The organism is Endozoicomonas sp. SCSIO W0465, assembly GCF_023716865.1.
Lineage (GTDB): Bacteria > Pseudomonadota > Gammaproteobacteria > Pseudomonadales > Endozoicomonadaceae > Endozoicomonas.
Genome location: NZ_CP092417.1, coordinates 384,387 through 397,089, shown reverse-complemented (window position 1 = coordinate 397,089; position 12,703 = coordinate 384,387). Strand labels below are relative to the sequence as shown.

Annotated in this window: 7 protein-coding genes; all 7 read right to left on the bottom strand. The window is 64.5% G+C overall.

The window, feature by feature from the left end; translation table 11 throughout:
- Positions 1-44 precede the first annotated feature (44 nt).
- The 7 genes from MJO57_RS01795 to MJO57_RS01765 all read right to left on the bottom strand — a co-directional run bounded on the left by MJO57_RS01795 (position 45) and on the right by MJO57_RS01765 (position 12,699).
- Positions 45-1,850, bottom strand: a complete 1,806-nt coding sequence (locus MJO57_RS01795) for a cadherin repeat domain-containing protein (RefSeq protein WP_252022443.1) — start codon at positions 1,848-1,850, stop codon at positions 45-47.
- 1 nt (position 1,851) lies between these two features.
- Positions 1,852-2,871 (bottom strand): VCBS domain-containing protein, encoded by a 1,020-nt coding sequence (locus MJO57_RS01790; RefSeq protein WP_252022440.1) that lies wholly within the window; start codon positions 2,869-2,871, stop codon positions 1,852-1,854.
- Positions 2,872-2,943: 72 nt separating this feature from the next.
- The gene (locus MJO57_RS01785) at positions 2,944-3,219 is read right to left on the bottom strand and encodes a hypothetical protein (protein ID WP_252022437.1); all 276 of its coding nucleotides are present in this window, start codon (positions 3,217-3,219) and stop codon (positions 2,944-2,946) included.
- A gap of 33 nt (positions 3,220-3,252) precedes the next feature.
- On the bottom strand, positions 3,253-3,588 hold the full coding sequence (locus MJO57_RS01780; RefSeq protein ID WP_252022435.1) for a cadherin repeat domain-containing protein: 336 nt from the start codon (positions 3,586-3,588) through the stop codon (positions 3,253-3,255).
- Between the two features lie 99 nt (positions 3,589-3,687).
- Positions 3,688-4,089 (bottom strand): hypothetical protein, encoded by a 402-nt coding sequence (locus MJO57_RS01775; protein WP_252022432.1) that lies wholly within the window; start codon positions 4,087-4,089, stop codon positions 3,688-3,690.
- Positions 4,090-4,206: 117 nt separating this feature from the next.
- A complete protein-coding gene (locus MJO57_RS01770; protein ID WP_256493313.1) occupies positions 4,207-4,512 on the bottom strand; it encodes a VCBS domain-containing protein in 306 nt (101 codons plus the stop codon).
- 15 nt (positions 4,513-4,527) lie between these two features.
- Positions 4,528-12,699 carry a VCBS domain-containing protein gene (locus tag MJO57_RS01765; protein ID WP_252022411.1) on the bottom strand — a complete coding sequence of 2,724 codons (8,172 nt, stop codon included), beginning with the start codon at positions 12,697-12,699 and terminating at the stop codon, positions 4,528-4,530.
- Positions 12,700-12,703 lie beyond the last annotated feature (4 nt).

Below are 12,703 nucleotides of genomic sequence, written 5' to 3'. Positions count from 1 at the left end.
GTTCAGGGTTTGCAGGGAATCGGAGTCGGTACTGAACGACTCCGTTACCAGTATGTCACCGGTGCCTGGTCAATCACCTCCACCCGGCCGGTCGCGGTTGGGTTGCCGCCCAAGCGGTAGCCAAGGCTCAGGGCATAGTTAACATCCGGATATCCGGGCATGACATGCTCGGCTACCCCGTCACTGAAATCGCCACCACCACCGAACTGCAGGGCGTCTGATACGTCGATGGTTCCCGACAGCGTCCAGTCATCGCCCGTGGCGAAATCGCCATTGCTGACCAGCTCGGTGTCCAGCACCAGGCCGGCGTAGGTATCGCCGTTCAGGATGAATTCAGGGGGGGCATTTTCAACCACGTCCACCCGGCTCAGGGTGATCAGGTCCAGCAGAGGGCCAGACCCGTCATCCTGACCGGCCACTTCACGGATTGCCAGCTGGGTACTGGCCAGGCCGGTATCCGGCAGGGTCACCACATACTCGCCCCAGGCATCAGTCGGGTTAATGGTCTCGAGTACCTCACCGTTCCAGACCACTTCCACGTGATCCGAGCCATCACCGCCCGGACGTTCGTGAACCCGCAGGCTCACTTTATGACTGAGGCCCTGCCCGGTTGCCACCGTATAGTACAGGGCATCCGGCGTACCACCGGCGCCATTATCCAGCTCCAGGCCATACTCGCCCTCGTAGGGGGAGACCCCGTAAGGACCGCCCAGTGTGACAATTTCGGAACCGTTGGCATCGCTCCAGCCCTCGGCCAGCACACCACCTTCAAAGTCCAGTACCGACAGAACGGTCTCTTCGGTAACCACCGGATCCGGTGCCTCATGTTGATCCACCACCGAAACGCTGTATTGCTGCTCACTGAAGGCACCCGCCGGGTCAGTAACCCGCACGGTCAGCTGATGACTGGTGGCTGTCTCATAATCCAGCACGCCGGCGACGGTAATGACACCGGTTGCCCCATCAATGGCAAACAGGCCGCCAGCATCATCGGTCAGGCTGAAGGTCAGCGTATCGCCATCGGCATCACTGGCCTGTACCTGACCCACCTCCGCTCCGGGCTGAGCATCCTCGGCAATCGCCAGTTGCGTCAAATAAGCCTCGATATCACCGTTCGCTATCGCGGCTGCCAGCTCCGGGTTATCCGCGCTGGCGGCCTGCACAGAGACATTATCGACCCACAAGTCCGTAGAGGCGCCATGCTCGGTGGTATCCGAAATCCGGATGACCATATTGCCCGCAGACCGTCCAGTGAACCCGAGGTTCAGGGTTTGCAGGGAATCGGAGTCGGTACTGAACGACTCCGTTGCCAGTATGTCACCGGATGCCTGGTCAATCACCTCGATCTGGCCGGACGCGGTTGGATTCCCCCCTAACCGATAGCTCAGGCTCAGGGCGTAGTTGACATCCGGGTATCCGGGCATGACATGCTCGGCTACCCCGTCACTGAAATCGCCACCACCACCGAACTGCAGGGCGTCTGATACGTCGATGGTTCCCGACAGCGTCCAGTCATCGCCCGTGGCGAAATCGCCATTGCTGACCAGCTCGGTGTCCAGCACCAGGCCGGCGTAGGTCTCGCCGTTCAGGATGAATTCAGGGGGGGCATTTTCAACCACGTCCACGCGGCTCAGGGTGATCAGGTCCAGCAGAGGGCCAGACCCGTCATCCTGACCGGCCACTTCACGGATTGCCAGCTGGGTACTGGCCAGGCCGGTATCCGGCAGGGTCACCACATACTCGCCCCAGGCATCGGTCGGGTTAATGGTCTCGAGCACCTCACCGTTCCAGACCACTTCCACGTGATCCGAGCCATCACCGCCCGGACGTTCGTGAACCCGCAGGCTCACTTTATGGCTGAGGCCCTGCCCGGTTTGCCACCGTATAGTACAGGGCATCCGGCGTACCACCGGCGCCATTGTCCAGCTCCAGGCCATACTCGCCCTCGTAGGGGGAGACCCCATAAGGACCACCCCAGTGTGACAATTTCCGACCCGTTGGCATCGCTCCAGCCCTCGGCCAGCACACCACCTTCAAAGTCCAGTACCGACAGAACGGTCTCTTCGGTAACCACCGGATCCGGGCGTCATCACGGCCGTTGACAGTGATGGTCACCGTATGAGCCGTGCCGTCCAGCGAGTACACGGTCAGGGTGTCGCTCAGGGTCTCACCGTCGTTCAGTGATTGAATGGCCGGCTGGCTGTTGTCCGCGCTGTAACTCCAGTTGCCGCTGGCATCGAGGGTCAGGTCACCGTAGCTGCCATTGATCGTGCCGGCGGTGAACTGTGCTTCACCGGCATCCACATCACTGATTGACAAGGCACCGGAGACCGTCAGCATGCTGTCGCTGTCTTCGCTGACGCTGCCACTGTCGGTGCCGCTGATTACCGCCCCGTCGTTGCTGCCGGTGACGGTGAGGGTCAGGGTATGGTCGGTGCCGCCCTCCGATTGGATAGTCACGGTATCGCTGAGGGTATCCCCGTCGCCCAGGGACTGGATGGCCGGCTGGCTGTTATCGGCACTGTAGGTCCAGTTGCCCGCTGCATCCAGGCCCACGGTACCGTACAGGCCGCTGTAGCTGCCGGCGGCAAACTGCGCCTGGCCACTGTCCGGGTGACTGATGGTCAGGGTACCGGAGGCGGTCAGGGTCGCGTCGCTGTCCTCGGTCATCGCACCGGTGTCCACGCCGCCGATCTCCGCCGGGGTATTAACGTCGCCCATCCGGCTCAGGGTGATCAGGTCCAGCAGCGGGCCAGACCCGTCATCCTGACCGGCCACTTCACGGATCGCCAGCTGGGTACTGGCCAGGCCGGTATCCGGCAGGGTCACCACATACTCGCCCCAGGCATCGGTCGGGTTTAATGGTCTCAAGCACCTCACCGTTCCAGACCACTTCCACGTGATCCGACCATCACCGCCCGGACGTTTCGTGAACCCGCAGGCTCACTTTATGACTGAGCCCCTGACGGTTGCTACCGTATAGTACAGGGCATCCGGCGTACCACCGGCGCCATTGTCCAGCTCCAGGCCATACTCGCCCTCGTAGGGGGAGACCCCGTAAGGACCGCCCAGTGTGACAATTTCCGACCCGTTGGCATCGCTCCAGCCCTCGGCCAGCACACCCCCTTCAAAGTCCAGTACCGACAGGACGTCTCTTCGGCCACTACCGGATCGGGGCCTCATTCTGATCCACCACCGAAACGCTGTATTGCTGCTCACTGAAGGCACCTGCCGGGTCAGCCACCCGCACGGTCAGCTGATGGCTGCTGGCCGTCTCATAATCCAGCACGCCGGCGACGGTAATGACGCCGGTTGCCCATCAATGGCAAACAGGCCGCCAGCATCATCGGTCAGGCTGAAGGTCAGCGTATCGCCATCGGCATCACTGGCCTGTACCTGACCCACCTCCGTTCCGGGCTGGGCATCCTCGGCAATCGCCAGTTGCGTCAAATAAGCCTCGATGTCACCGTTCGCTATTGCGGTTGCCAGCTCCGGGTTATCCGCGCTGGCGGCCTGCACAGAGACATTATCGACCCACAAGTCCGTAGCGGCGCCATGCTCGGTGGTATCCGAAATCCGGATGACCATATTGCCCGCAGACCGGGCAGTGAACCCGAGGCTCAGGGTTTGCAGGGAACGGAGTCGGTACTGAACGGCTCCGTTGCCAGTATGTCACCGGTTGCCTGGTCAATCACCTCCCACCCGGCCGGTCGCGGTTGGGTTGCCGCCCAAGCGGTAGCCAAGGCTCAGGGCATAGTTAACATCCGGATATCCGGGCATGACATGCTCGGCTACCCCGTCACTGAAATCGCCACCACCACCGAACTGCAGGGCGTCTGATACGTCGATGGTTCCCGACAGCGTCCAGTCATCGCCCGTGGCGAAATCGCCATTGCTGACCAGCTCGGTGTCCAGCACCAGGCCGGCGTAGGTATCGCCGTTCAGGATGAATTCAGGGGGGGCATTTTCAACCACGTCCACCCGGCTCAGGGTGATCAGGTCCAGCAGAGGGCCAGACCCGTCATCCTGACCGGCCACTTCACGGATTGCCAGCTGGGTACTGGCCAGGCCGGTATCCGGCAGGGTCACCACATACTCGCCCCAGGCATCAGTCGGGTTAATGTCTCGAGTACCTCACCGTTCCAGACCACTTCCACGTGATCCGAGCCATCACCGCCCGGACGTTCGTGAACCCGCAGGCTCACTTTATGGCTGAGGCCCTGCCCGTTGCCACCGTATAGTACAGGGCATCCGGCGTACCACCGCGCCATTGTCCAGCTCCAGGCCATACTCGCCCTCGTAGGGGGAGACCCCATAAGGACCGCCCAGTGTGACAATTTCGACCCGTTGGCATCGCTCCAGCCCTCGGCCACACACCCCTTCAAAGTCCAGTACCGACAGAACGGTCTCTTCGGTAACCACCGGATCCGGGGCGTCATCACGGCCGTTGACAGTGATGGTCACCGTATGAGCCGTGCCGTCCAGCGAGTACACGGTCAGGGTGTCGCTCAGGGTCTCACCGTCGTTTCAGTGATTGAATGGCCGCTGGCTGTTGTCCGCGCTGTAACTCCAGTTGCCGCTGGCATCGAGGGTCAGGTCACCGTAGCTGCCATTGATCGTGCCGGCGGTGAACTGTGCTTCACCGGCATCCACATCACTGATTGACAAGGCACCGGAGACCGTCAGCATGCTGTCGCTGTCTTCGCTGACGCTGCCACTGTCGGTGCCGCTGATTACCGCCCCGTCGTTGCTGCCGGTGACGGTGAGGGTCAGGGTATGCTCGGTGCCGCCCTCCGATTGGATGATCACGGTATCGCTGAGGGTCACCCCGTCGCCCAGGGACTGGATGGCTGACTGGCTGTTGTCGGCACTGTAGGTCCAGTTGCCCACTGCATCCAGGGCCACGGTGCCGTACAGGCCGCTGTAGCTGCCGGCGGCAAACTGCGCCTCGCCACTGTCCGGGTCGCTGATGGTCAGGGTGCCCGAGGCGGTCAGGGTGGCAGCGCTGTCTTCGGTCAGCGCGCCGGTGTCCACGCCGGCAATCACGGCCGGATCATTAACGTTGCCGACGGCGAGGGTGAAGGTGGCATCGGTACTGGTCACCCCGTCACTGGCGGTCACCCTGACCGACAAGCTGCCCACATCGCTGTTGCCGGGGGTGCCCGAGAAGGTCCGGGTGCCGGCATCGAAAGCCAGCCAGGCCGGCAGGGCGCTGCCGTCGGCCAGGGTGGCGCTGTAGCTCAGGGCGTCACCGTCCTGGTCACTGAAACTGTTGGCCGGCACCTGGTAACTGAAGCCGCTGTCCTGGCTGGCGTTCTGATTGAGCAGGCCGATGTCCAGTACCGGGCTATCATTGCTGCCGTTGACGGTGATGGTCACCGTATGGGCCGTACCGTCCAGCGAGCTGACGGCCAGTGTGTCGGTCAGGGTATCCCCGTCACCCAGCGCCTGAATGGCCGGCTGGCTGTTATCGGCGCTGTAGCTCCAGTTGCCATTGGCATCGACGGTCAGGTCACCGTAGCTGCCATTGACGGTGCCGGCGGTGAACCGGGCTTCGCCGCTGTCCACATCGCTGATCAACAAGGCCCCGGAGACGGTCAGCGTGCCGCCGCTGTCTTCGCTGATGTTACCGCTGTCACTGCCGCTGATCACCGCCCCGTCGTTGCTGCCGGTGACGGTGAGGGTCAGGGTATGCTCGGTGCCGCCCTCCGATTGGATAGTCACGGTATCGCTGAGGGTATCCCCGTCGCCCAGGGACTGGATGGCCGGCTGGCTGTTGTCGGCACTGTAGGTCCAGTTGCCCGAGGCATCCAGGGCCACGGTGCCGTACAGGCCGCTGTAGCTGCCGGCGGCAAACTGCGCCTCGCCACTGTCCGGGTCGCTGATGGTCAGGGTGCCCGAGGCGGTCAGGGTGGCAGCGCTGTCTTCGGTCAGCGCGCCGGTGTCCACGCCGGCAATCACGGCCGGATCATTAACGTTGCCGACGGCGAGGGTGAAGGTGGCATCGGTACTGGTCACCCCGTCACTGGCGGTCACCCTGACCGACAAGCTGCCCACATCGCTGTTGCCGGGGGTGCCCGAGAAGGTCCGGGTGCCGGCATCGAAAGCCAGCCAGGCCGGCAGGGCGCTGCCGTCGGCCAGGGTGGCGCTGTAGCTCAGGGCGTCACCGTCCTGGTCACTGAAACTGTTGGCCGGCACCTGGTAACTGAAGCCGCTGTCCTGGCTGGCGTTCTGATTGAGCAGGCCGATGTCCAGTACCGGGCTATCATTGCTGCCGTTGACGGTGATGGTCACCGTATGGGCCGTACCGTCCAGCGAGCTGACGGTCAGTGTGTCGGTCAGGGTATCCCCGTCACCCAGCGCCTGAATGGCCGGCTGGCTATTATCGGCGCTGTAGCTCCAGTTGCCATTGGCATCGACGGTCAGGTCACCGTAGCTGCCATTGACGGTGCCGGCGGTGAACCGGGCTTCGCCGCTGTCCACATCGCTGATCAACAAGGCCCCGGAGACGGTCAGCGTACCGCCGCTGTCTTCGCTGATGTTACCGCTGTCACTGCCGCTGATCACCGCCCCGTCGTTGCTGCCGGTGACGGTGAGGGTCAGGGTATGCTCGGTGCCGCCCTCCGATTGGATAGTCACGGTATCGCTGAGGGTATCCCCGTCGCCCAGGGACTGGATGGCCGGCTGGCTGTTGTCGGCACTGTAGGTCCAGTTGCCCGAGGCATCCAGGGCCACGGTGCCGTACAGGCCGCTGTAGCTGCCGGCGGCAAACTGCGCCTCGCCACTGTCCGGGTCGCTGATGGTCAGGGTGCCGGAGGCGGTCAGGGTGGCAGCGCTGTCTTCGGTCAGCGCGCCGGTGTCCACGCCGGCAATCACGGCCGGATCATTAACGTTGCCGACGGCGAGGGTGAAGGTGGCATCGGTACTGGTCACCCCGTCACTGGCGGTCACCCTGACCGACAAGCTGCCCACATCGCTGTTGCCGGGGGTGCCCGAGAAGGTCCGGGTGCCGGCATCGAAAGCCAGCCAGGCCGGCAGGGCGCTGCCGTCGGCCAGGGTGGCGCTGTAGCTCAGGGCGTCACCGTCCTGGTCACTGAAACTGTTGGCCGGCACCTGGTAACTGAAGCCGCTGTCCTGGCTGGCGTTCTGATTGAGCAGGCCGATGTCCAGTACCGGGCTATCATTGCTGCCGTTGACGGTGATGGTCACCGTATGGGCCGTACCGTCCAGCGAGCTGACGGTCAGTGTGTCGGTCAGGGTATCCCCGTCACCCAGCGCCTGAATGGCCGGCTGGCTATTATCGGCGCTGTAGCTCCAGTTGCCATTGGCATCGACGGTCAGGTCACCGTAGCTGCCATTGACGGTGCCGGCGGTGAACCGGGCTTCGCCGCTGTCCACATCGCTGATCAACAAGGCCCCGGAGACGGTCAGCGTACCGCCGCTGTCTTCGCTGATGTTACCGCTGTCACTGCCGCTGATCACCGCCCCGTCGTTGCTGCCGGTGACGGTGAGGGTCAGGGTATGCTCGGTGCCGCCCTCCGATTGGATAGTCACGGTATCGCTGAGGGTATCCCCGTCGCCCAGGGACTGGATGGCCGGCTGGCTGTTGTCGGCACTGTAGGTCCAGTTGCCCGAGGCATCCAGGGCCACGGTGCCGTACAGGCCGCTGTAGCTGCCGGCGGCAAACTGCGCCTCGCCACTGTCCGGGTCGCTGATGGTCAGGGTGCCGGAGGCGGTCAGGGTGGCAGCGCTGTCTTCGGTCAGCGCGCCGGTGTCCACGCCGGCAATCACGGCCGGATCATTAACGTTGCCGACGGCGAGGGTGAAGGTGGCATCGGTACTGGTCACCCCGTCACTGGCGGTCACCCTGACCGACAAGCTGCCCACATCGCTGTTGCCGGGGGTGCCCGAGAAGGTCCGGGTGCCGGCATCGAAAGCCAGCCAGGCCGGCAGGGCGCTGCCGTCGGCCAGGGTGGCGCTGTAGCTCAGGGCGTCGCCGTCCTGGTCACTGAAACTGTTGGCCGGCACCTGGTAACTGAAGCCGCTGTCCTGGCTGGCGTTCTGATTGAGCAGGCCGATGTCCAGTACCGGGCCATCATTGCTGCCGTTGACGGTGATGGTCACCGTATGGGCCGTACCGTCCAGCGAGCTGACGGTCAGTGTGTCGGTCAGGGTATCCCCGTCACCCAGCGCCTGAATGGCCGGCTGGCTGTTATCGGCGCTGTAGCTCCAGTTGCCATTGGCATCGACGGTCAGGTCACCGTAGCTGCCATTGACGGTGCCGGCGGTGAACCGGGCTTCGCCGCTGTCCACATCGCTGATCAACAAGGCCCCGGAGACGGTCAGCGTGCCGCCGCTGTCTTCGCTGATGTTACCGCTGTCACTGCCGCTGATCACCGCCCCGTCGTTGCTGCCGGTGACGGTGAGGGTCAGGGTATGCTCGGTGCCGCCCTCCGATTGGATAGTCACGGTATCGCTGAGGGTATCCCCGTCGCCCAGGGACTGGATGGCCGGCTGGCTGTTGTCGGCACTGTAGGTCCAGTTGCCCACTGCATCCAGGGCCACGGTGCCGTACAGGCCACTGTAGCTGCCGGCGGCAAACTGCGCCTCGCCACTGTCCGGGTCGCTGATGGTCAGGGTGCCGGAGGCGGTCAGGGTGGCACCGCTGTCTTCACTCAGCGCACCCGTGTCCACGCCGGCGATCACGGCCGGGTCATTGACGTTGCCGACAGCGAGGGTGAAGGTGGCATCGGTACTGGCCACCCCGTCACTGGCGGTCACCCTGACCGACAAGCTGCCCACATCGCTGTTGCCGGGGGTGCCCGAGAAGGTCCGGGTGCCGGCATCGAAAGCCAGCCAGGCCGGCAGGGCGCTGCCGTCGGCCAGGGTGGCGCTGTAGCTCAGGGCGTCGCCGTCCTGGTCACTGAAACTGTTGGCCGGCACCTGGTAACTGAAGCCGCTGTCCTGGCTGGCGTTCTGATTGAGCAGGCCGATGTCCAGTACCGGGCCATCATTGCCGCCGTTGACGGTGATGGTCACCATATGGGTTGTGCCGTCCAGCGAGCTTACGGTCAGGGTGTCGGTCAGGGTATCGCCGTTGCCCAGCGCCTGAATGGCCGGCTGGCTGTTATCGGCGCTGTAGCTCCAGTTGCCGTTGGTATCGACGGTCAGGTCACCGTAGCTGCCATTGACCGTGCCGGCGGTGAACCGGGCTTCGCCGGCATCCACATCGCTAACCGACAGGGCCCCGGAGACGGTCAGCGTGCTGCCGCTGTCTTCGCTGATGCTGCCGCTGTCCGTGCCGCTGATCACCGCCCCGTCGTTGCTGCCGGTGACGGTGAGGGTCAGGGTATGGTTGGTGCCGTCCACTGACTGGATGATCACGGTATCGCCGAGGGTATCCCCGTCGCCCAGGGACTGGATGGCTGACTGGCTGTTGTCGGCACTGTAGGTCCAGTTGCCCGAGGCATCCAGGGCCACGGTGCCGTACAGGCCACTGTAGCTGCCGGCGGCGAACTGTGCCTCGCCACTGTCCGGGTCGCTGATGGTCAGGGTGCCCGAGGCGGTCAGGGTCGCGGCGCTGTCTTCACTCAGCGCACCCGTGTCCACGCCGGCCATCACGGCCGGATCATTAACGTTGCCGACGGCGAGGGTGAAGGTAGCATCGGTACTGGCCACCCCGTCACTGGCGGTCACCCTGACCGACAAGCTGCCCACATCGCTGTTGCCGGGGGTGCCCGAGAAGGTCCGGGTGCCGGCATCGAAAGCCAGCCAGGCCGGCAGGGCGCTGCCGTCGGCCAGGGTGGCGCTGTAGCTCAGGGCGTCGCCGTCCTGGTCACTGAAACTGTTGGCCGGCACCTGGTAACTGAAGCCGCTGTCCTGGCTGGCGTTCTGATTGAGCAGGCCGATGTCCAGTACCGGGCCATCATTGCTGCCATTGACGGTGATGGTCACCGTATGGGCCGTGCCGTCCAGCGAGCTGACGGTCAGGGTGTCGGTCAGGGTATCCCCGTCGCCCAGGGCCTGAATGGCCGGCTGGCTGTTATCGGCGCTGTAGCTCCAGTTGCCATTGGCATCGAGGGTCAGGTCACCGTAGCTGCCATTGACCGTGCCGGCGGTGAATTGGGCTTCGCCGCTGTCCACATCGCTGATCGACAGGGCCCCGGAGACGGTCAGCGTGCTGCCGCTGTCTTCGCTGATGCTGCCGCTGTCCGTGCCGCTGATCACTGCCCCGTCGTTGCTGCCGGTGACGGTGAGGGTCAGGGTATGATTCGTGCCGTCCACTGACTGGATGATCACGGTCTCACCGAGGGTATCCCCGTCGCCCAGGGACTGGATGGCTGACTGGCTGTTGTCGGCACGGTAGGTCCAGTTGCCCGCTGCGTCCAGGGCCACGGTGCCGTACAGGCCACTGTAGCTGCCGGCGGCAAACTGCGCCTCGCCACTGTCCGGGTCGTTGATGGTCAGGGTGCCGGAGGCGGTCAGGGTGGCACCGCTGTCTTCACTCAGCGCACCCGTGTCCACGCCGGCAATCACGGCCGGATCATTGACGTTGCCGACGGCGAGGGTGAAGGTGGCATCGGTACTGGCCACCCCGTCACTGGCGGTCACCCTGACCGACAAGCTGCCCACATCGCTGTTGCCGGGGGTGCCCGAGAAGGTCCGGGTGCCGGCATCGAAAGCCAGCCAGGCCGGCAGGGCACTGCCGTCGGTCAGGGTGGCGCTGTAGCTCAGGGCGTCACCGTCCTGGTCACTGAAACTGTTGGCCGGCACCTGGTAACTGAAGCCGCTGTCCTGGCTGGCGTTCTGATTGAGCAGGCCGATGTCCAGTACCGGGCCATCATTGCCGCCGTTGACGGTGATGGTCACCGTATGGGCCGTGCCGTCCAGCGAGCTGACGGTCAGGGTGTCGGTCAGGGTATCCCCGTCGCCCAGCGCCTGAATGGCCGGCTGGCTGTTATCGGCGCTGTAGCTCCAGTTGCCATTGGCATCGAGGGTCAGGTCACCGTAGCTGCCATTGACCGTGCCGGCGGTGAACCGGGCTTCGCCGCTGTCCACATCGCTGATTGACAGGGCCCCGGAGACGGTCAGCGTGCCGCCGCTGTCTTCGCTGATGCTACCACTGTCCGTGCCGCTGATCACCGCCCCGTCGTTGCTGCCGGTGACGGTGAGGGTCAGGGTATGGTTGGTGCCGTCCACTGACTGGATGATCACGGTCTCACCGAGGGTATCCCCGTCGCCCAGGGACTGGATGGCTGGCTGGCTGTTGTCGGCACTGTAGGTCCAGTTGCCCGAGGCATCCAGGGCCACGGTGCCGTACAGGCCACTGTAGCTGCCGGCGGCGAACTGTGCCTCGCCACTGTCCGGGTCGCTGATGGTCAGGGTGCCCGAGGCGGTCAGGGTCGCGGCGCTGTCTTCACTCAGCGCACCCGTGTCCACGCCGGCCATCACGGCCGGATCATTAACGTTGCCGACGGCGAGGGTGAAGGTAGCATCGGTACTGGCCACCCCGTCACTGGCGGTCACCCTGACCGACAAGCTGCCCACATCGCTGTTGCCGGGGGTGCCCGAGAAGGTCCGGGTGCCGGCATCGAAAGCCAGCCAGGCCGGCAGGGCGCTGCCGTCCGCCAGGGTGGCGCTGTAGCTCAGGGCGTCACCGTCCTGGTCACTGAAACTGTTGGCCGGCACCTGGTAACTGAAGCCGCTGTCCTGGCTGGCGTTCTGATTGAGCAGGCCGATGTCCAGTACCGGGCCATCATTGCTGCCGTTGACGGTGATGGTCACCGTATGGGCCGTGCCGTCCAGCGAGCTGACGGTCAGGGTGTCGGTCAGGGTATCCCCGTTGCCCAGGGCCTGAATGGCCGGCTGGCTGTTATCGGCGCTGTAGCTCCAGTTGCCGTTGGCATCGACGGTCAGGTCACCGTAGCTGCCATTGACCGTGCCGGCGGTGAATTGGGCTTCGCCGCTGTCCACATCGCTGATCGACAGGGCCCCGGAGACAGTCAGCGTGCCGCCGCTGTCTTCGCTGATGCTGCCACTGTCCGTGCCGCTGATCACTGCCCCGTCGTTGCTGCCGGTGACGGTGAGGGTCAGGGTATGATTCGTGCCGTCCACTGACTGGATGATCACGGTCTCACCGAGGGTATCCCCGTCGCCCAGGGACTGGATGGCTGACTGGCTGTTGTCGGCACGGTAGGTCCAGTTGCCCGAGGCATCCAGGGCCACGGTGCCGTACAGGCCACTGTAGCTGCCGGCAGCAAACTGCGCCTCGCCACTGTCCGGGTCGTTGATGGTCAGGGTGCCGGAGGCGGTCAGGGTGGCACCGCTGTCTTCACTCAGCGCACCCGTGTCCACGCCGGCAATCACGGCCGGATCATTGACGTTGCCGACGGCGAGGGTGAAGGTGGCATCGGTACTGGCCACCCCGTCACTGGCGGTCACCCTGACCGACAAGCTGCCCACATCGCTGTTGCCGGGGGTGCCCGAGAAGGTCCGGGTGCCGGCATCGAAAGCCAGCCAGGCCGGCAGGGCACTGCCGTCGGTCAGGGTGGCGCTGTAGCTCAGGGCGTCACCGTCCTGGTCACTGAAACTGTTGGCCGGCACCTGGTAACTGAAGCCGCTGTCCTGGCTGGCGTTCTGATTGAGCAGGCCGATGTCCAGTACCGGGCCATCATTGCCGCCGTTGACGGTGATGGTCACCGTA

Excerpts from the sequence above, each read along its gene's own strand:
- MJO57_RS01780 (WP_252022435.1), bottom strand. The coding sequence starts at position 3,588 with ATGGTCATCCGGATTTCGGATACCACCGAGCATGGCGCCGCTACGGAC.